At 56.2% G+C, this 19,989-nt stretch carries 20 protein-coding genes and 1 pseudogene; 13 read left to right on the top strand and 8 right to left on the bottom strand.

Annotated elements, in window-relative coordinates:
* The first annotated feature begins 135 nt into the window (after positions 1-135).
* Both AVCG78_RS23050 and AVCG78_RS23055 read left to right on the top strand, forming a co-directional pair.
* A complete protein-coding gene (locus AVCG78_RS23050; RefSeq protein ID WP_156582788.1) occupies positions 136-747 on the top strand; it encodes a TetR/AcrR family transcriptional regulator in 612 nt (203 codons plus the stop codon).
* Positions 748-971: 224 nt separating this feature from the next.
* Positions 972-1,790: an alpha/beta fold hydrolase gene (locus AVCG78_RS23055; RefSeq protein ID WP_015918639.1), complete on the top strand. Its 819-nt coding sequence runs from the start codon at positions 972-974 to the stop codon at positions 1,788-1,790.
* 75 nt (positions 1,791-1,865) lie between these two features.
* On the opposite strand, the gene AVCG78_RS23060 is transcribed toward AVCG78_RS23055, so the two are convergent.
* From AVCG78_RS23060 to AVCG78_RS23085, 6 genes are read right to left on the bottom strand one after another with little or no spacing between them, the layout of a single operon-like run.
* On the bottom strand, positions 1,866-2,528 hold the full coding sequence (locus tag AVCG78_RS23060; RefSeq protein ID WP_071203524.1) for a flavin reductase family protein: 663 nt from the start codon (positions 2,526-2,528) through the stop codon (positions 1,866-1,868).
* Position 2,529: 1 nt separating this feature from the next.
* Positions 2,530-3,954 (bottom strand): M24 family metallopeptidase, encoded by a 1,425-nt coding sequence (locus AVCG78_RS23065; protein WP_071203523.1) that lies wholly within the window; start codon positions 3,952-3,954, stop codon positions 2,530-2,532.
* A 28-nt stretch (positions 3,955-3,982) separates the two neighbouring features.
* Entirely contained in the window at positions 3,983-4,804 is an 822-nt protein-coding gene (locus AVCG78_RS23070; RefSeq protein WP_071203522.1) for an ABC transporter permease, read from the bottom strand.
* Complete coding sequence (locus tag AVCG78_RS23075; RefSeq protein ID WP_071584830.1) at positions 4,797-5,624, bottom strand: ABC transporter permease; 828 nt, start codon at positions 5,622-5,624, stop codon at positions 4,797-4,799. The genes AVCG78_RS23070 and AVCG78_RS23075 overlap by 8 nt, the downstream gene beginning before the upstream one ends.
* Before the next feature lie 9 nt (positions 5,625-5,633).
* On the bottom strand, positions 5,634-6,674 hold the full coding sequence (locus tag AVCG78_RS23080; protein ID WP_071203592.1) for an extracellular solute-binding protein: 1,041 nt from the start codon (positions 6,672-6,674) through the stop codon (positions 5,634-5,636).
* Between the two features lie 20 nt (positions 6,675-6,694).
* A complete protein-coding gene (locus tag AVCG78_RS23085; protein ID WP_139191358.1) occupies positions 6,695-7,810 on the bottom strand; it encodes an ABC transporter ATP-binding protein in 1,116 nt (371 codons plus the stop codon).
* Positions 7,811-8,438: 628 nt separating this feature from the next.
* Between AVCG78_RS23085 and AVCG78_RS23090 the strand changes: the two genes are divergently transcribed.
* The 4 genes from AVCG78_RS23090 to AVCG78_RS23105 all read left to right on the top strand — a co-directional run bounded on the left by AVCG78_RS23090 (position 8,439) and on the right by AVCG78_RS23105 (position 12,491).
* The gene (locus AVCG78_RS23090) at positions 8,439-9,371 is read left to right on the top strand and encodes an ABC transporter substrate-binding protein (RefSeq protein ID WP_071584829.1); all 933 of its coding nucleotides are present in this window, start codon (positions 8,439-8,441) and stop codon (positions 9,369-9,371) included.
* A gap of 3 nt (positions 9,372-9,374) precedes the next feature.
* Entirely contained in the window at positions 9,375-10,247 is an 873-nt protein-coding gene (locus AVCG78_RS23095) for an amino acid ABC transporter permease (protein ID WP_071203517.1), read from the top strand.
* Positions 10,248-10,325: 78 nt separating this feature from the next.
* The gene (locus AVCG78_RS23100) at positions 10,326-11,456 is read left to right on the top strand and encodes a sugar phosphate isomerase/epimerase family protein (protein WP_071203516.1); all 1,131 of its coding nucleotides are present in this window, start codon (positions 10,326-10,328) and stop codon (positions 11,454-11,456) included.
* Positions 11,457-11,738: 282 nt separating this feature from the next.
* Positions 11,739-12,491, top strand: a complete 753-nt coding sequence (locus AVCG78_RS23105) for a GntR family transcriptional regulator (RefSeq protein WP_071203515.1) — start codon at positions 11,739-11,741, stop codon at positions 12,489-12,491.
* Between the two features lie 110 nt (positions 12,492-12,601).
* On the opposite strand, the pseudogene AVCG78_RS23110 reads toward AVCG78_RS23105, so the two are convergent.
* Both AVCG78_RS23110 and nikR read right to left on the bottom strand, forming a co-directional pair.
* Positions 12,602-12,796: pseudogene (locus AVCG78_RS23110) on the bottom strand (IS630 family transposase); the annotation flags it as partial.
* A 280-nt stretch (positions 12,797-13,076) separates the two neighbouring features.
* The gene (gene nikR / locus AVCG78_RS23115) at positions 13,077-13,475 is read right to left on the bottom strand and encodes a nickel-responsive transcriptional regulator NikR (protein ID WP_071203514.1); all 399 of its coding nucleotides are present in this window, start codon (positions 13,473-13,475) and stop codon (positions 13,077-13,079) included.
* Between the two features lie 148 nt (positions 13,476-13,623).
* Here nikR and nikA point away from each other — a divergent pair, with 148 nt between their 5' ends.
* The 7 genes from nikA (at position 13,624) to AVCG78_RS23150 (ending at position 19,981) form a co-directional block, all read left to right on the top strand.
* On the top strand, positions 13,624-15,204 hold the full coding sequence (nikA, locus tag AVCG78_RS23120; RefSeq protein WP_071203513.1) for a nickel ABC transporter substrate-binding protein: 1,581 nt from the start codon (positions 13,624-13,626) through the stop codon (positions 15,202-15,204).
* 3 nt (positions 15,205-15,207) lie between these two features.
* A complete protein-coding gene (gene nikB / locus AVCG78_RS23125; RefSeq protein ID WP_071203512.1) occupies positions 15,208-16,152 on the top strand; it encodes a nickel ABC transporter permease subunit NikB in 945 nt (314 codons plus the stop codon).
* The gene (gene nikC / locus AVCG78_RS23130; RefSeq protein WP_139191351.1) at positions 16,149-17,024 is read left to right on the top strand and encodes a nickel ABC transporter permease subunit NikC; all 876 of its coding nucleotides are present in this window, start codon (positions 16,149-16,151) and stop codon (positions 17,022-17,024) included. Before nikB ends, nikC begins: the two co-directional genes overlap by 4 nt.
* The gene (locus AVCG78_RS23135; RefSeq protein ID WP_071203511.1) at positions 17,021-17,809 is read left to right on the top strand and encodes a nickel import ATP-binding protein NikD; all 789 of its coding nucleotides are present in this window, start codon (positions 17,021-17,023) and stop codon (positions 17,807-17,809) included. Before nikC ends, AVCG78_RS23135 begins: the two co-directional genes overlap by 4 nt.
* Complete coding sequence (nikE, locus tag AVCG78_RS23140) at positions 17,806-18,597, top strand: nickel import ATP-binding protein NikE (RefSeq protein ID WP_071203510.1); 792 nt, start codon at positions 17,806-17,808, stop codon at positions 18,595-18,597. The genes AVCG78_RS23135 and nikE overlap by 4 nt, the downstream gene beginning before the upstream one ends.
* Before the next feature lie 196 nt (positions 18,598-18,793).
* On the top strand, positions 18,794-19,168 hold the full coding sequence (locus AVCG78_RS23145) for a hypothetical protein (protein ID WP_234665160.1): 375 nt from the start codon (positions 18,794-18,796) through the stop codon (positions 19,166-19,168).
* 96 nt (positions 19,169-19,264) lie between these two features.
* Entirely contained in the window at positions 19,265-19,981 is a 717-nt protein-coding gene (locus AVCG78_RS23150; RefSeq protein ID WP_071203508.1) for a Crp/Fnr family transcriptional regulator, read from the top strand.
* Positions 19,982-19,989 lie beyond the last annotated feature (8 nt).

Raw genomic sequence — 19,989 nt, forward strand, 5'->3', positions numbered from 1 at the left:
TCGGCAATGGCCGGGCCGAAATCGCCGTTTGAAACTAGGCGAGGCAAGGACGAAGTTCTTCAAGTGAGGGTGATCGTGACGGAAGAAAAGCAGACACAGAAGCAGCCTCGGCGCCGCCATCCGCGCAGGCCAGATTTGTCTCAAAACCGAATTCTGGAGGCTGCCGTTGTCGAGTTTGCGGCAAATGGTCTGACTGGCACCCGGGTTGAAGCCATTGCTGAACGGGCTGAGATCAACAAGCGAATGATCTATCAGTATTTCGGAAGCAAGGAATTGCTCTACCAGGCGGTGATCGAGAAGGTCTATCGCGATGTGTGGGATGCCGAGGCGGCGTTGAATCTCGAGCAGCTACCACCGCGCGACGCGCTGATCGCCTTGGTCACGTTCGTCTGGACATATTACCTTGAACACCCGGAATTCATTACCATCCTGAACTCCGAGAACCAGTTGAAAGCCATCCACTTCAAAAAGTCCCGCGCCATCCGGGAAGGTGCTGCCAGCTCCCGGCCACTCGTCGATGACATCCTGCGGCGTGGTGAGGCGGATGGCACCTTTCGTCTTGGAATTGATCCGATCCAGTTGAGCCTGACGATCACCTCGATCTGCTACTACTATTTCACCAACCAAGCCACCAGTTCAATCGTCTATGGGCAGCGAATGATGACGCGGGCGGCCTTGGAACGGCGCCTCGCTTTCAACATTCAGACGGTTCTGGCCATCGTAAGCTCTGATCGGAGCGCGCTTTGAAAAACGTGGGGTCGCAGTCGCGCACCCGGTAGTCCGACGGACTGCGAAGCAAAATTGAACCTAGAGCATTTCCGCGTTTCGTTGAATCGCTGAAATGCTCTAGGCCTTTGTTTTTACGCTTTTTCCGAACGCAAAACCGCGTCACACTTTTCCTGGAAATACTCTAGAGATGGAACAGGATCCGCCCCCTGGCGTTTGCCTGCCATCATCAAAGGAGATTCAGGATGGCTTTTATCGAAGCGAAAGATGGTACGCAATTGCATGTAAAGGACATGGGAAAAGGTCGTCCCGTGGTGCTTATCCATGGATGGCCTTTGACCGGCGATATGTTTGAATATCAGTCACTTGCTCTGCTGGAAGCGGGTTTTCGCGTCATCACTTACGACCGTCGGGGCTTTGGTCAGTCGGGGCATCCCGCCGATGGCTACAATTACGACACGTTTGCCGATGACCTCGCCAGCGTGATCGATAGCCTGGATGTTCAGAATGTGTCGCTTGTCGGCTTTTCCATGGGTGGGGGCGAGATCGCCCGCTACCTGTCGCGACATGGGGCCTCGAAGGTGTCAAAGGCGGTTCTGGTTGCATCCGTGGCGCCGTATCTTCTCAAGGATGCAAGCAATCCTGATGGTGTCGACGCCAGCGTATTTGAGGGTATGAAGAATGACATCCGCAAAGACCGTTTTGCGTTTCTTCAGAGCTTTGCCAAGACCTTTTACGGCGTCGGCCTGGTTACCAGTCCGGTGAGCCAGGGCGTATTGGATTGGTCATTCATTCTCGGTGTCATGGCCAGCCCCAAAGCGACAATTGATTGCGTCGATGCATTTGGTAAGACCGATTTCAGGCCAGATCTTGCCGCCTTCACCATTCCCACACTGGTCATCCATGGCACGGCAGACAAAACCGTGCCGATTGACCCCGCAGGTCGAGCAGCGGCCAATGGTATCGCAGGTGCCAAACTGATCGAATACGAAGGTGAGCCTCACGGCCTGTTTGCCACGGCTCCAGACCGCCTCAATCGAGATTTGATCGAGTTCCTTGGATAATTCGTTTTCGGTGCGCCTTGTGAAACCATGAGGCGCACCAAATCCTCGTCCCCCACACAGAGCCTTCTGTGCCGCTTATTCTGTCGTCAGCTTCTCGCCAATCTTCCGGATCTCCCATTCCTGAGGTGTCAGCGTTTTGATGTCGAACTGGTCACGGGTGCGGGCATAGGTGTGTCCTCCCATGCGGCCGACGGCATCCATAAGCTGCTGGTCGATATGCAGATTGGCAGGATTGACTGCATCGCTGCGGACAAACACGCCGATGACCTCGCCGAGAATGATCTCGCGGGCCGGGCCGACCTGAAGCGTTGTGTGGCGGCGGCATTCCAGAGCCGCAGGAGCGGCCAGAATACGGGGGCTGCGCACCATCTGACCGGGAACGGTCGCAAGACCGGCCTCTTCCATCTCGTCGACCTCGGGGCCGAACTTGATGGCACAAACTTCCATCCGGTCAACCAGCGCATTGTCGCAGATATGGACCGTGAATTCACCCGTCTCACGGATATTGCGGGCGGTGTCCTTGAAGCGCATATCCGAATAGTTCTCGACACCGATGGCGACAATTGCCGGATCGTGGGTCAGGACGTTGAAGAAGCTGAACGGACCAGCATTCGGCTGGCCATCCTTGCTCACTGTCGTCACCAGCGCAATCGGGCGCGGGATCACGGTTCCGATCAGGAGCTTGTAACGCTCCCGCTCGTTGAGCTTGGCGAAATCGAAATGGGTATGGTCGGTCATATTAGGCCTCGGCAGCAATGCGGTGCGTTTCAAGCGGAGTGTGGCGGGAGAGGTTCTCGAACCCATCCCTGGTGACAACATACATGTCACCGACGTTGCAGCCAGCAGACATTGGCTCAAGCCACTGCGTATGCAGCACGAATACCATGCCCTCTTCCATCCGGTCGTAATTATGCGAGGAGATGTTGAAGCTGTTCTGCCCACCAGCCATGCCAACGGAATGACCGAGATTAGGGTTATGCGGGCCATGGGTTGCCGGGTAGACATGCATCAGGGTACGGCCCTGCGCCTCCCAATCGATGTTCTTGACATACTGGCGCGGGATCAGCCGCGCACTGCCATCCTCCATCGGCGCCCAGTTGTAAGGCATGGTGCGCGCTTCCGGCGAAGACAGCATGCCGCGCTCGATCATCGGCTCGAAGGCTGCATTGTTGACATCGCGCATCAGCGCGCCCGGGCGGATCAGCTTTTCCGCCCGCTTCACACCATCTGTGCAGGCCGCCAGCACGTCTTCCTGCCGCTTGGTGATGTCGCCAACGGCAATCATACGGGCGGTCTGAGCCGTGTAGCCGCGATAGGTGATGTTGGAGACATAGAGATTGATGAGATCACCGGGACGGACGACATGGCCATAGGGCTTGCCGCAATGGGTGCCGAACTCGTTGATGCCGATCTGGTAGCCATCACCCGTTTCGCCGCCGAAGGAAAGCTGTCCTTGCGTAAAGGCAGCATAGATTTCATGGTCGGTGACATCAGGCTTAGTGACATGATAGGCCGCCTGCGTGGCGATGCTGACAAGCTGGGCCGCGGCTCGGAACATCTCGATTTCGCGCGGCGAGCGTATTTTCTGCATCCGGTCGAGAATGGCATTTTCGGCAACGAACTTGGTTTTGGGCATCAACTCGTCCAGTGCGGCCCAGAAGGTTAGCGAAGTGCGATCACCAATGCGGCCGATCTGCCCCTTCGCCAAGCCGATGCCTGCCAATAGTTCGGCGCATTTCTCAGCCGTCTTGATCACCGAGTCGCCCGGCCGGTCGGCATATTCGCGGCCGATCGGACCAATCTGCCAGATATCTTCCACCAGCACTGGTTCGCCGCCCGGCGGTAGAAGCACGGATTGGGTGAAGAAGGATAATAGCACCATAGGCCTATCGACATCCGTGGGGATAATCAGCACGCCCTCGCGCATCCAGTCGCAGATATAGCGAAGATAGTGATTGGAGGTGTGGAACCAGCCAACGCCACCGGTATGGACGACAAGCGCATCATGGCCAGCTTCAACAGCCTGGCGGCGAATGCGCCGCAGGCGATCCTCGAACTCTTCGACGGGCAAAGGCAAAGGGGCCGCAAAATCGAAATCCGGCTGGAAATCGGCAAGCAGTGATCCGATGCGATAGGTGCCTGACGTGTTGGCATGTGTGTTCATTGGGTATTCCTTCCAGATGTATTTTGGGTCAGGCTTGACGAGATGGTGCCAGCACCCGCCTCGCAACCAGCATCACCACCAGGGTCAGCCCAATCAGGATTCCTGACATTGCCGCCACCCGGACATCGAGCGACTCCTCGATCAATGCGAACATGCGAAGCGGCAGCACGGTCGTTTGCGCGTCGGCGAGGAAGAGCGAGACAGAGACGTTGTCGAGGGACTGGATGAAGACGAGGAAGGCGCCAGCCAGAATGCCTGATGTCAGCAGCGGCAGGATCACGCGCCGGAGCGTCGTGTACCAGGTTGCACCCATCACGGTAGAAGCTTCAGCCAGCGACGGATTGATCCCTTGCGCGACAACGGAAGCGGCACGGTACATCAGTGGCCCGAAGACGACGACATGGCCGACGACGGTGAGCCAGAGCGAAGGTTGAAAGCCGACAAAATTCGCCACGATCAGCGCAGCCAGACCATAAACCAGGCTTGGCAGGACGAGCGGGGCCAACAGAAACGGCTCCAGCGAATTGACCGTGCTGCGTCGCATCCGTGCCATGCCAATGGTGGCAGGTACGGCAAACAGCAGCGATCCGAGCACCGCGAGGCCTGCGATCTTCAGTGAATTGCCGGCCGCAATATGTTCGGTTCCTGAGCGGACGGGATCGATCAGCGCCTCATACCAGCGCAGAGAAAAACCCTCTGGCGGATATTTGAGCGTCTGGCCTGAGGTGAACGACATGGTGATCGCAATGATAATCGGTGCCACCAGATAGATCAGGCTGAGACTGCCGAAGCCGAAAACAAATGTCTTATAGAGAAGGGTCGGGATCGGATTTTCGCGGGGACTATGCATGGCCGACAAGCCTCCTGTGACGTGAAATCATGGTCATGACGACGAGAAGGATGCCGGTTGACAGAAGGAGGACAACGGCGATGGCAGAGGCCATCGGCCAATCGAACAATGTGCCGACCTCGCGGTAGATCAGCTGCGGCACATAGACGTTTCGCGCACCACCAATGACTGCTTGGGTGACGAAGGACGCACTGGTACTGGCAAACACAAGGATCCAACCCGCCAGCAGGCCGGGTAGCATCATTGGCAGGAGAACCGTCACAAAGATACGCCATGGACCCGCGCCTGAAACCTGCGCCGCCTCGGTGAACTGCACCGGCGTGCGCGAGAGAATGGCAATTAAAGGCAAGATGATCAAAGGTAGGTCGATCTGACACATGGCCATGACGAGACCGAGTTCGGTGGACAGCAGCGTGAACGGGCGCTCTGTGAGCCCAAGCGCCATAAATGCCTCGCTAATCGGTCCCTGTCGTCCAAGAATGACGATCCAGGCAAAGGTCCGAACCACATTGCTGGTCAGCATCGGAATAAGTGTCAGAAAGATGATGACCTGTCGCGCGGTCTTGCCACTGTGCCAATAGAAAAGCGCAATCGGAACACCGAGCAGGGTCGTGCTGGCAATGGTCTGGAGACCGAGCGTGGCGGTGTTGACGACAACACGGTAGTTAAATGCGTCGCCAAAAAACCGTGCGTAATTGTGGAGAGACGGGCCGTCGGGGCCGATGAAGCTGAATCCGACGAGAACGGCGAGCGGCGTCGCAAAGAACGCCACCGACAGCAGAAGCATCGGGACAATGTATGGGAAACCGCTCGCTTTCATTGTGAACCCTCAACCGGCGACGAGAGCATCGAACTGGCGGATCCATTCCGCACGGTTCTTGTTGATCGCCGCCCAGTCGGGGTAGACCAGCGTGGCCAGCTGTTCGCGTTTCACATAGGCCTCAATGCCGGGTGTAAGAGCGACCTCCTTATTGGTCGGGAACATCTCGGTCGGTGGCAGTTTCAGCTTGTCCTGCGCGGCCTTTGAGATGGCGGCGTCCATATAGGCATAGGCTGCATCAATGTTCTTGGCGCCCTTGGTCAGATGGATATTGACGGGAGCTGCCGGAGAGCCGGTTTCCGGTTGGACGAACTCGGCTTTGAGGCCCATGGACTTGAGGCGCGCAACATTGCCGGTCGAGCACATGAACACAGCGATTTCGCCCTGCTGGAACAAGGTCATCTGGTGGTTTGTGCTGGCGACGACGCCCTTGATCTGCTCGGGATTGTCCTTGAACAGTTTGAACACGGCGTCCATATCGGTCGGACCGTTCCCAAAAATCCTGGCGATTTCGGTATAGGCCATCACGCCGGTGTTGGAGGCGAAACCGGTCCAGGATACCAGGCCCTTATAAGCCGGCTTTTCGAACAGGTCGCGATAGCCTTTCGGAGCCGGCACCAGATCCGGGTTATAAGCGATACCATTGACTTCGACCGTCACGGTCGGTCCGTACTCGCCCTGGAATGCCGGATCGAGCATGCTCCAGTTCTTGAGCTTGGACGGATCGATCTTCTGAATGAGGTCGTTCTCGATGGCGACGGCCATCTGACCGGGCGACATCAGCAGGGTATCGTAAGGCGGGTTGCCGGGGCTTGCCATCACCTTGGCAAGCTGGTCCTGCGCCAAGGCGGGAGCGACTGTCAGGTCGAAACCGGCTTCCTTGACGAGCGGCGTCAGCACGGAGCGGTAGCCATCCTCCCAGTTTCCGGGGAAGGTCGCCGCAACAGCCGTACCACCAGCGGCGCGTACAGCAAAGGGCAGCGTGGCGGCCGCAGCCGCACCGGCGGCAAGCAGTCCGAAATGACGTCTTGTGATGTTGAAGTTTTGCATCTGTTCACCTCTGTTGTTGTTCATTGACTGGATGCTTCCGGTTCGCTCGGAAAGGCGTGACACCTGGCGGTGTCGATTTCGGCAAAGAGTTGGGCTCCCGGCTCTGGAATGAAGGTGGAAGGGCTGCGGACCTGCGACGCGCGAAGGCCCGTCCCATCGTCAAGAAGAAGATCGTGGACGAGCGTCGGCCCAAGTGGCACGGATACGGTCACCCTGGCCGGCAAAGCAAAGTCACTCGGGCTGGCAGACAGGCGGACATCTTCGGGACGGAAGGTCATTATCACCTTGGAACCGATCGTAAAGTTCAGCCGACGCGGCAGAACAATGGCCTTGCCGTTCACCAGCGCAATGCTGGTTGCCTCTGCATCCAGGCGCTCCACCGTCCCATGCAGCACATTGGCCTGGCCAATGAAGGTGTTGACAAAAAGCGTCTTCGGCCGGTCATAAACGGCCATGGGCGTGTCGATCTGCTCGACATTGCCCTTGTTCATCAGCACGAGCCGACCGGCGAGGCTCTGGGCTTCTTCCTGATCATGTGTCACGATCAGCGTCGTGATCCCGAGCGTCTTCTGCAAATGCAGAAGCTCGACCTGCAGATCGAAACGAAGCGCCCGGTCGAGCGCCCCGAACGGTTCATCGAGCAGCAGAAGCGAGGGACGTCCGGCAATGGCGCGGGCAACCGCGACACGCTGCTGCTGACCGCCGGAAAGTTCGCGTGGCAGCCGGTTGCCGTAGCTCTTCAACTGCACGAGTGAGAGCATTTCCTCCACCCTTTCCCTGCGCTTTGCGCGCGGAACCTGCTGGCAGGCCAGTGGATAGGCGATGTTCTCGGCCACAGTCAGGTGCGGAAACAGGGCGTAATTCTGGAACACCATGCCGATGCCGCGGGAGCGGGCCGAAACATTGGCAAGGTCCTGGCCGCCAAGCTTGATAACCCCGCTCTTCGGTTGGATCAGCCCCGCGATGGCACGCAGGACGGTAGATTTGCCACAGCCGCTTGGCCCTAGAAGAGCGACGATCTCGCCAGCCTCTATCTCAAACGAGATGTCGCTGATCGCGTTCTGTCCGCCATAGCTGTGTGTCAGTCCGCGAATGCTGAGATGCTTGCCCTCTGCGGCCTTTGAGGTCTCTGCCATGAATGTCCCCTTCAGTTGCCCCGTGTTGCCAAAGCGCTCAAGGCTTTGCGGCACAAGACAGACATTTGGTTGATCGACGATCTTGACTTCTGTATCGGTCATGGCAGTGAGAGCAGCAATCTGTATGCCAGTTGAGAAAAACTCATCAATATGAATTTCTAAGTTACCGAATTTTAACAATTATTTTTGTGTTTTATAGTTTCGTATATTTACAATAATTTTTAGACGAAAATATTTTAGAATCTAAAAAATGTGCAATTTTCGTCGACTTCGCTTATCCATTAAGCAGCATTTAGGCTTGATTCAGCGACCTTGCGTGGGGATTTCCGGGTCAGTTCGCTATGGATCACTCTCTATGCATTCTGAGTAACCGGCAAAATACCCTGTTTAAGCAGCCGTTTAGATGGCCAGTCCAGATTCAACGCATCAATATCGATGTATGCGATGAATTTTTGACCTTCATATTTACGAATATTTATGCGCATATTTTTCCGGAAAAAATTTAAATGACGATCCAAAAAATAAATTTTTAAAAACAATACCTTGAAAAGATGCAGATCAAGCTGGCACGCCGATTGCTTCGAGGTTTGCGTCAATTCACGCCGATAAAAAGTTAAATGGGGATCATATGCGCAGCGTCACGAAAAGTCTCAAAGACAGCCTGGCCGGCATCGCATTCGCTTTGCTTGCGACCTCGACACTTGCCGCAGAAGGGACCGCCATTAAGATGGTGCCCGATGCAGAAGTCGCGAAACTGCCTGGTATCGCGTTCGACCAGAGCCTGGCAGACCGCCTGCCGTCTGCCATCAGGGACAAGAAAGCCATCAAGGTAGCAACCGACCTGACGCCCCCGATCAGCTTTCAGGCCGAGGATGGAAAACTCATCGGGATCGATGCTGATATTGCCGCAGCCCTCGGCGTTATTCTCGGGATAGATGTTCAGATGACCAATGTCGGCGCTGGCGCCGCAATCGTACCGGCTGTCCTGTCCAAGCGTTTCGACATGACGATTTCCGGCATCAACGACGATTTGGAACTGGAAAAGCAGGTCGATGTCATCGACTACATGTTTGATGCCACGACGATCATGACCATCAAGGGCAATCCACTCGGCATCAAGAGCATGGAAGATCTGTGCGGCAAGAAGGTTGCTGCCCCCGTCGGTACGTTCCAGGCGCGCCTGGTTGAGGCCGCATCGGCAAAATGCTCGAAACCTATAAATATCATCTCGATTCCGAAAATGCCTGACGTCCTGCAAGCTGTTCGCACCGGCCGCGCCGACGCGACCGTTAACGGCTTCGCGACAAGCGTTTATACGACGAAAAACCAGACCGGTAAGGGTGTTGGCCTTCAGGCGCTTCCGGATGTCCGCCTCGCAATCGGTTATCTCGGCATGCTGACGTCGAAGGACAATCCGGAACTGCGTGATGTGGTCATCGCCTCGTTGCAACACATGGTCGACAGCGGCGCCTACAAGGCGATCATGGAGAAATGGGGCCTTGGCCCGCTAGCCGTGACGACTGTCAAGTTCAATGACGCCGCCAGCATGCCGGTGAACTGAGCCATGTCGCTTTTTGCTCAACCCGTCAGCATGGCTATCGCACCTCCGATCGGCAAGCCGATACGGTGGTGGCAGATTACATCAGGCACCAGCGCGATTCTTGCGCTGGCGTTCCTCATCACCATCGTCGCGCGAAACCAGAGCGTTCAATGGGGCGAAATACCCCATTACATGGTCGACCCAGTCATCCTCAGCGGCGTTGTTCTGACCTTGCAACTGACATCAGGCGCAATGGTGTTCGGTATCGCTTTCGGCTGCATCGTTGCTGTCATGGCAACAAGTCAGAATATCGTTTTGAAAGCCCTGGCAATTGCCTTCGTCTGGTGGTTCCGTGGCGTGCCGCTCATTGTCCAGATCTTCTTCTGGTTCAACATTGCGTTGTTCATTCCGGAAGTGGGCATCGGCAGCTACTCCATATCGATCAACGCGCTCGTCACTCCGGCACTTGCCGGGTTCCTGGCGCTGGGCCTGCATGAAGCCGCCAATATGAGCGAGATCATTCGCGGCGGATTGACCGCCGTCGACCGGGGCCAGCGGGAGGCAGCCTCGTCACTCGGCTTGCGACCACTTCAGACCCTTCGAACCGTGGTTTTGCCCCAAGCGGTCCGTCTGATCGTACCGCCTACGGGCAACCAGGCGATTGGCATGCTGAAGGCCAGCGCCATCGTCTCCGTCATCGGTATGCAGGATTTGCTGACCCAGGCGCAGGCCATCTACGCGCGCAACTTTCTTGTCATCGAGCTCCTGTGTGTTGCGTCGCTCTGGTACCTCCTCATCACAACCATCGCTTCGATCGGCCAGTATTTTCTGGAAAAGCACCTCGCACCGAAAGGTCGAAACGCCGGTGCACAGAAAGATCAACCGCGACGCGGCTGACGCACTGGCCGCTCGACCACCAATCAAACGGAAACGCCTTTGCAGCGCATCCGATCAGGAAACATCACGGAGAAGAGCATGAGATTAGGAATTGACGGACAAAAACTGCCCGAAGCCAAGAAGCGTGGGCCACTCAAAAGCCTTGATCACGTCAGGGAGCTCGGTCTTGGTGGCATCTTCTTCAGCACGGTCCTTGATATGAGTGAGACGCTGGACCAGGGAGAACTGCGCGACATCAGGGCCAAAGCCGATGAGCTTGACCTTTACCTCGAAGCCGGTCTTGGCAAGATCAACCCCTATTGCAGCGCTGAGGCCCCAGAATTCCGGGCAATCGGCGATGGCGATGTCATCCTCGGCTTTATCAGGATGATCGAAGCGAACGCAGCAATTGGCTGTCGCGAACTCTGGGTGTCGCCGGGAAATTTCAAATCAGAATATCGCGGGCGGCTTGCCAATGACCGCTTCCGGACCGATGTCACCTGGGACGAGCAATTGACCGCCATTGAAAAGGTGCTGCAGAAGCTGGCGCCCGTGGCGCGCGCCAATGGTGTTCACCTCAACATGGAGACCCATGACGAGATCACCTCCTTCGAGATCCTCCGGCTGATCGAAACGGTCGGTGAGGAGTGCATGGGTGTCGTCTTCGACACAGCAAACGGCCTGCAACGGGCAGAACATCCGGTCTTCGCTGCAAAACGCGTTGCTCCCTATGTTCGCCAGACCCACATCAAGGATGCCTATGTCGGCCATGCCACAGGGGGGCTCGATTTCCAGACCCGTCCGGTCGGCCGGGGCATCGTCGATTTCGCCACGATCATCCCCATCCTTGCCAAGGCCAATTCCGAACTGAACCTTTCCCTTGAAGTCGCCGCCTCCGTCGAAGACAAACCGCGCAAGGCCAATCCTCGCCAATGCATCGAGATCAACGACCCGATCTGGCGCGCTGGCCATCCTGACCTGACAGCCGAAGAACTGGAGGCCTATCTGGCGCTGGTGGATGCGTTCGAGAAACGTGTGGCCGCCGGAGAGATCCCGGACTGGGAAACCTATGAGGCCAACCAATATGGCTACCCAAGCTATCAGCATCAGTCCTACGGCTTCAATGAGGCGATCACGTTTATCAAAACCTCGGCGCGCCATATCGAAGAGGTTTGCACACAAAACAGCATTCCGCTTTCAACGCCATCGACAAAGCAGCGCGCGGCTTGACATCGAATACCAAGGGTCATTGAAAATGGCGCTTGGTATAAGAGGTTGAGTGCCGGTCGCTTCTGGTGCCGGCCCATCCTAAAATGTTGCGAAGATCTGGATTTTGGTATTACAGCGCCGTGCGTTTTATAAAACGCACAAAGGACGCTGTAATACTTTAAATTTAATGCATAATTTTCTCCTTAAATCGATTCCGATTTAAGGAATTATGCAGTAAGCGCATATACGCAGGAATATTATAATGGACATAATTACGTCGCTTGATCGGAGCTGGAGAGGGAAATGAAGAAGGTGACGCGCCGCCAAAGCGCCAAGGTCGCACCGAAAGCTGGTGGTGCGGCGGATACGGGCGAAAATGCCAATGATGACGTGACTGAGCGCATTCGGATCACGCTTGCCACGGCGATTGGTGAAGGTGCGCTCAAGCCAGGCGTCAAGATCCTTGAGGATGCGATTGCCGACCATTTCGGGGTCAGCCGGACAGTCGTGCGTGGCGCGCTCGGCGTCCTGGAGAGCGACCATCTCCTGGAGCGCAAGAAAAACCGTGGCACATTCGTCGCCGAGCCTGGCATCGAAGAGGCAAAGGCCTTGTTCGAGGCAAGGCGCAAGCTGGAGCATGTCATTCTCGAGCTCGTCATGGACCGCGCGACCGTCGAGCAGTTGGATGCCCTTGAAAAGCTGACGGATGAGGAGGAGCATATCCATCACCATGGTGACGAGAAGTCAAAGACCGTGCTATCGGGCAAATTCCATGTCGTTCTGGCTGAACTTGGCGGCAACGCAGTCATGACGGAGATGCTGTCGAAGATCGTTGCCCGCCTTTCTCTTGTCATGTCCCTCTACGAGGAGGAGCGGAAGGACGATTGCGGCGCCGATCACCACCGCCTGATCGTCAGCGCCATAAAAGCGAAGGACCTGGCAAAGGCGCAGCAGCTAATGGATCACCACCTCGCAGATATCGAAGGCCGCGTTCGGCTCACGGAGGGACAGGGCGATCGGCATACTTTCCTGGCCGTACTGGAGAACTTTTCCTGATGAACCGCCTTGAAGGCGCAGAAGCTGAGGCATGCTAATCTCCACAGCGTTATGAGTGGTCCGTTAAAGTGAATGACTTGCCAACTTTTCATGGCCACCTGCAGGTCGACAACGGAATGAAAGGTCCAGCCGATGCCTTGCCAGCCAGACGCGAACCTTCGGCTGCTTATGAGGCGCGTAGCTGTCGCGAATGACGTGAACAGCCCATCGAGAATATTAAGAGCGGCACACAAGGTCGTCGCGCCGTGGCGTTTGTCGTCATGCCTCATTGTGCTGCCACGTGGTAGACTCGGCTGCATCCGGTTAAAGGTAAGCGGCAAGTTGACCGCATCTGGCGTTGGTAGTGCGGGCTTATGTATTGCGGACAGACGAGTCACAAACTGTGCGCTTCTATGTCTACGTTAATGGACCTCGACGTCATCGCCGACATGAGCAGACTGAACGGGGATTACACTGGGCATTAAGAACGCACTCTTTGCGAGGCACGAAGCGGGAGCGGAGAACTGGACGACCATCGCTTCGGGACTTCTCGGCCTGAAAAACTTAATGTGACAACACCGGCTCGGCCATGTCCCCATTCGATGCTTATGCCGGGATAATTTTCAGCTCACCATAGGTGACGGAGCGCTCTGCCATCACATGATCGGCAAAGTGGCGCACCTCCTCGGTTTTGCCGCGCAAAACGCTGATCTCAAGACAGCGGTGCTGATCCAGATGCACATGCATGCTGGCCACAGAGAGATCATGGTGATCATGAAATGTGGTTGTCAGCCGGCTGGCCAGATCTCTTGCTTCATGGTCATACACATAGCTCAAAACACCAGCACATTGGGCAATATGCCCCTCCTCAATTGAGGCCTGCTTCAGCCCGGCCCGCGCCAGATCGCGCAAGGCTTCGGAGCGGTTCTGATAGCCTTTTGCCTCAATCATTCGGTCCAACTCAGTCATGAGGTCATCGTCAATGGTGATGGTAATGCGCTGCATGATTGTTCCCGACGTTGATGCTGATGTATGATGTATCATCTTTTTTATCCGCTTCCAGCCTATGCCCTGATAGACGGTTGACCTGATAACGGCAGTATGATGTATCAGAAAAAACATCTTACTTTGTGATCGCTCCGCAGGACATTCCATGATCAAAACTTGCTTTCGCCATGCGGCACTGGCGCTGACGCTTGCCTTTTGCAGCCCTCTTACCAATGCGCAGGCTGGCGAGACACTGAATTTTTCATGGCCCATGAATGTCGGGCCGCTCAATCCCCATCTCTATTCACCCAATCAGATGTTTGCGCAAAACATGGTGTATGAGCCGCTGGTACGTTATCAGGCCGATGGCACCGTCGAGCCATGGCTGGCGCAATCGTGGGAGATTTCGAACGAGGGACGGACCTATACGTTTCAATTGCGCCAAGGTGTGCGCTTTTCAAACGGCGAACCCTTTGATGCAGTAGCGGTAAAAGCCAATATTGATGCAGTGCTGGCCAATCGTTCCCGCCATGCATGGCTGGAATTGGCCAATGAAATCGAAAGCGCTGATGTCGTTGACTCTTCGCATGTGCGCATCACACTGAAACATGCCTATTACCCTTTGCTTCAGGAATTGTCCCTGCCCCGGCCCTTTCGGTTTATCGCCCCTTCGCAGTTCAAGCAGGGTGGCACAAAGGATGGCATTGCCCAGCCGATTGGCACTGGCCCGTGGGTTTTGCAAGAAACCCGCTTGGGCGAGAAAGACGTGTTTGTTCGCAACGACCGCTATTGGGGTGGCAAGCCTGCCTTCGACAGCGTGACCGTCAAGATAATTCCTGATCCCAACAGCCGCGCCATTGCGTTTGAGACCGGCGATATTGATCTGATCTATGGGGCCGATGGGCCGATCTCTCCCGATACGTTTGAGCGTTTCCGCAAAATGGGAACCTATACAACAGAGCTTTCGCAGCCTTTGGAAACCTTGGTGCTTGCCATCAATACGAACCTTGGTGCCACAAAGGAACTTGCTGTTCGCAAGGCCATCAACCATGCAGTGGACAAGGACAAAATGATTGCCACCGTGCTCTATGGCACCCAGCAACGCGCTGACACTCTTTTTGCCCCCAATGTTCCCTATGCCAATATTGGCCTCAAACCCTATCAGTTTGATCGATCCGTTGCGGAAAAACTGCTGGAGGGTGCTGGCTGGAAGCGCCTTGAGCCGAAAGGCATTCGGCAGAAGGATGGCAAGCCGCTGTCCATCGAATTATGTTTTATCGGCACAGACGCCATCAGCAAATCCATGGCCGAGATTGTGCAGGCCGATCTTGGCAAGATCGGAATTCAGGTTATCCTGACCGGAGAGGAAGAAAGCAGCGTTTTGTCGCGCCAGCGCGATGGCCGCTTTGGCATGATTTTCAACCGCACCTGGGGGCCTCCTTATGATCCTCACGCCTTTGTCAGCTCCATGCGCATTCCCTCCCATGCCGATTATCAGGCGCAGCTTGGCCTGCCGGACAAGGCGAAGATTGATCAGGAAATCGGCGACGTGCTGATCTCTACGGATGAACACATCCGGCAGGATCTGTATCGGGATATTCTGACCCGATTGCATGATGAAGCCGTCTATCTGCCGCTCACCTATGTCACCGCCATTGCCGTTGCCAAAAAGGAGCTTGGCCCCATTCCCTTTGGGGCGATGTCGAGCGAAATTCCGTTTGATCAGATCAAGCAAAAGACGAACTGATCCATGGGCGCGTTTATCCTGCGGCGCATTTTGCTGCTGATCCCAATGCTGCTTGGCGCATCACTGGTGATATTTCTCATGCTGCGGCTTGGGCCAAGCGATCCGGCCATGGATTATTTACGCCTGTCCAAAGTGCCGCCAACGCCTTTGGCGCTGGCAGATGCCCGGCAGATGCTTGGCCTCGACCGCCCGATTGCCACCCAATATATCGATTGGCTGGGCCATGCCTTCCGGTTGGATTTTGGCGTCTCCTATGCCACCCAAAGGCCGGTTTTGCCGGACTTGCTCTACTATCTTCCGGCAACGCTGCAACTGGCCGGGCTGGCGCTGATCCTGACCTTTGCCATTTCCATCCCGATGGGTGTCTGGGCATCGCGCCACCGCAACAAGCTGCCCGATCATATCGTGCGGCTTGTGTCATTCCTTGGCGTGTCCATGCCCAATTTCTGGCTGGGCTTTTTGCTGGTGCTGGTGTTTTCCGTGCAGCTCGGCTGGCTTCCCGCCATGGGTCGCGGCGGCTTTGCCCATATGATCATGCCGGCCATTGCCATTGCCTTCATGTCGCTGTCCATCAATGCGCGGCTGTTGCGCGCCAGCATGCTGGAGGCTGCGGGGCAGCGCCATGTGCTCTATGCCCGGCTGCGTGGCCTCTCCAGACAGCGGGTTGAGCGGGGCCATATCCTCAGAAACGCGCTTTTGCCGATCATCACCGCCACGGGCATGCATATCGGCGAACTGCTTGGCGGCACGCTGGTGATTGAGAGTATTTTCGGCTGGCCCGGTGTTGGCCGCTATGCCGTTTCTGCCATCCTGAACCGGGACTATCCCGTCATTCAGTGTTTTACCTTGTTGATGGTGGGCATTTTCGTAACCTGTAATCTTCTCGTCGATATTGCCTATGCATGGGCAGATCCACGGATCAGGCTGTCAGCGGGGCATGTCGAATGAACCAGACGTCAGCATTGCCCTCACCCACGCGCCCGGCTGGCTTTTGGCGCTCCTCATCGCTCGGCGTCAAAGCCTGTGGTGTCATCGTTCTGCTGCTGGTAGTGGCCACGATTGCGGGGCCATGGATTTCGCCGCATGATCCGAATTTTGTCGAATTATCGCAGCGGCTTCAGCCGCCAGACCTGAGCCACTGGCTTGGAACTGACCATCTGGGCCGCGATATTTTCTCGCGTCTGGTTGCCGGTGCCCGCGTCTCGCTGGGTTCTGTCGCCATTGCGCTTGGCCTGATCATGGTCACCGGCATTGTCCTTGGCGGAACCGCAGGCGTTATCGGCGGGCGCACCGATCAGCTGATCATGCGCATTGCCGATGTGTTTTTGACCTTTCCAACACTGGTGCTGGCGCTGTTTATGGTTGGAATGCTGGGCACGGGTCTTACCAATGTCATCCTCGCCATCGCTCTCTCCCACTGGGCCTGGTATGCCCGTATTGTGCGCGGAATTGTGCTGTCCCTGCGCCATCGGGAGTTTCTGCTGGCGGCGCGCATGAGCGGTGCGGGGCCAATCAGAACCTTTGTGGATCACCTGCTTCCTGCAACCCTGTCTCAGCTGGTGGTGCTGGCCACATTGGATATCGGCCATATTATGCTGCATGTCTCTGGCCTGTCTTTTCTGGGATTGGGCGTGACCGCGCCCACGGCGGAATGGGGCGTGATGATCAACGATGCCCGCCAATATGTCTGGACAGCGCCGTCGCTGATCCTGTGGCCGGGCTTAACCCTGTTTATCAGCGTCATGGCCTTCAACATTCTGGGCGATGCCCTGCGCGACAGGCTCGATCCCCATTTGCGTATGGAGCATGGTCACCAATGATCCAGACCCTCTCCATCCAGAACCTGACGGTTTACCCATCACATTCCAATAGCCATCCCGCTCTTGTCGATCATCTCTCGCTTGAGCTCAAACGTGGCCGCATTCTTGCGCTGGTTGGTGCCAGTGGTTCGGGAAAATCCCTGACCTGTTCAGCAAGCCTTGGCGTGGCACCTGCGGGTGTCACGGTTACCAATGGCACTCTGGCGCTGGATGGTCAGCCCGCCTTGCCTGCGGAATTGCGTGGCAAGACGGTGGCCACCATTTTGCAAAACCCGCGCAGCGCCTTTAATCCGGTGCGAACCATGCGCCATCATGTGATTGAAACACTGAAGGCCACGGGTCGGTTGCCACCAAATCATGACCTGCAACAGGCTTTGGCCTTTATGCACGACGTCGGGCTTGAAGAGCCGCAGCGCATTCTGGAGATGCATGCTTTTGAGATGAGCGGCGGCATGTTGCAACGGATGATGATTGCCCTTGCTCTCATGTCCGGCGCGCCCTTTCTGTTTGCCGATGAGCCAACCACGGACCTTGACCTGATTGTGCAGATGCAGGTGCTGGATTTGATTGAGCGCGTAGCCAGACAACAGGGCTTGGGCGTCTTGCTCGTCACCCATGATATGGGCGTGGTGGCGCGCTTGGCGGATGATGTGGCGGTGATTGATCATGGCAAGCTGGTTGAGACGGGCAGCGTCATGGACATTTTCCATGCGCCCAAACATCCGGTAACACGCATGTTGGTGCAGGCGCACCTCTCCCTCTACGGTCTGGAGCTGGCGCAATGATACTGCTGCAAGCAAAACATCTGAGCAAACATTATCAGCACTACTCGCTGCTTGGCGCAAGTCCGGCCCGAACGGTTGTGGAGGATGTCTCGCTTTCCATTGCCAACAGCGAAACCGTGGCCCTTCTTGGCCGCAGCGGCTGTGGCAAGAGCACGCTGGCCAGATTATTGGCGGGTCTGGAACAGCCAGACAAGGGGGAGATCTGTTTCAACGGCACAGCCCTTGGCAAGCTTGGAAAAGCGGAGAAAGCCGCCTTTCGACGCAGTGTTCAAATGGTGTTTCAAGATTCCCCCAGTGCCGTTAACCCCCGCTTTGACATTCGCGCCATTATCGATGAGCCTCTGCGCCACCTCAGCAACCTCAATGAGGCCGACCGCGAGCACCGCCTGCGCGAGGTGCTGCACATGGTGGAGCTTCCCCTTGCCATTGCCTCGAAATTGCCGGGACAGGTCAGCGGCGGCCAACTTCAACGTGTCTGCATTGCCCGCGCGCTCGCTTGCTCTCCCAAATTGATCATTCTGGACGAGGCCGTGTCCAACCTCGATCTTCATCTCCAGACCTCGGCCCTGTCTCTGTTAAAAGACTTGCAGGACAAAACCGGGATTGCCTATCTGTTTGTCACCCATGATCTGCGCTTGGTCGAGCGGTTTGCATCACGGGTGCTGATCATGGATGCAGGCCGCATTGTCGAGGAAACCGCAACCGGGGCGCTGGCCCATGTCAGCCACCCGGCCTCCCTGTTGCTGAAATCGGCCATTCTGCCCGCCTATCCGCGCCGGGCAGCATGATTGACACGGACATCCGCGTGTCAAAACGTTTCGAACTACGCAGACAAACCGGGTACGCTTTTTCCATCAAAAAATAACATCAAAACAACCTATAGAAATCCTGACGCGGCACAAAATGCCGCATTGCGAACGTTTGGAAGAACGCCTAATCGTATTCTGAAGGGGATCAATCTGTATGGCGGCAACCGTGTCAGACATGGCGAAAATGGTGCGCATCATATGCGCCATTGCCCTGTTGTGCGTCGGATTTGCCCATAAGATACCCGTCATCGAATCGGCAATTCCGCTTTCAGAAGTTGCATCATATACCCTGCCCGACGGGACCCTCCCGGTTCTTTGCCTACCAAGCCAGCATGACGACGGAAAGCATCCTAGCCATGATCTCGGCACAGGTTGCGAAGCCTGCCGGATAACGGCGTCCATTGTCTTGCCGACCCCTGCCGATTCAATTGGCCAAGCAATCGTCGTTGCAACAGAAATTCATATTCCGATCCGTCGTGAAGCCTTTTACCGTCAGCTGTTTCCTCCCAACGCAAGCCCACGTGGCCCCCCGACCGGCACCATTGCCTGAAACCACTGCTGCATTTCACAGCAGCCCTTCAGTCAGCGCCGGTTGAGCGTTCCAAACTCTGGGACGTGACGACCGGTGCAGCGCCGGACACACGTCATGTTCAACAGGACAGCATTGGGTGAAGTATCGCCCGTATTCCCAATCGATTTTCTGATATCCGCCGAAATCGGCAGTAAATCTCAGATGGGCAAGCTCGTTGCGCCGCGCACCAGAGTTTTCCTGCATGATTTCCCAAGATCGAGCGAATTTCTACTCCAGGACGGGTGCATCGCACTCTATCAATCTCTGCACGACGGTCGCAGACAAATACTTGACATCCTTGGGCCGGGCTCCTTTCTCGGACTATCGATTGGCAGCTCTGTCAATTGCTGTGCCGAAACCTTGGCGTTTACGCAGATTCAACCGGTTGCGCAGCTCACCGATCACGCTCTCGGCAGTGCGCTCAAACATATGCTGCGCCGGTCGCAAGAATTAGTGACCTTGGTCGGCCGAAAAACGGCCCAGGAAAAAGTTGCGTTTGCCCTCCTCGATCTCGCTGAGAGGTTTGCCCGGACGTCGAAGGCTTCGCAGCTGCGGAAAACGACATTCAGGCTTTTCCTGACCAGAGCCGATCTTGCCGATTGGTTAGGACTGACCCTTGAGACCGTCAGTCGTTGCCTCAACAGCTTCAAGCGCAGCGGTATACTCACCTTCAACCATCCCGAAATCATCACCATAGCCGACGAGAACGCCTTGCGATGCCTCGCCTCAGGCCAGCCTTCGCTTGCCGGGCAGAAATCCGCAAAGGGCGATGTCTCTCTTCAACCGTCATAGCACTGGGG

The organism is Gillisella vitis (assembly GCF_021559775.1).
Lineage (GTDB): Bacteria > Pseudomonadota > Alphaproteobacteria > Rhizobiales > Rhizobiaceae > Allorhizobium > Allorhizobium ampelinum.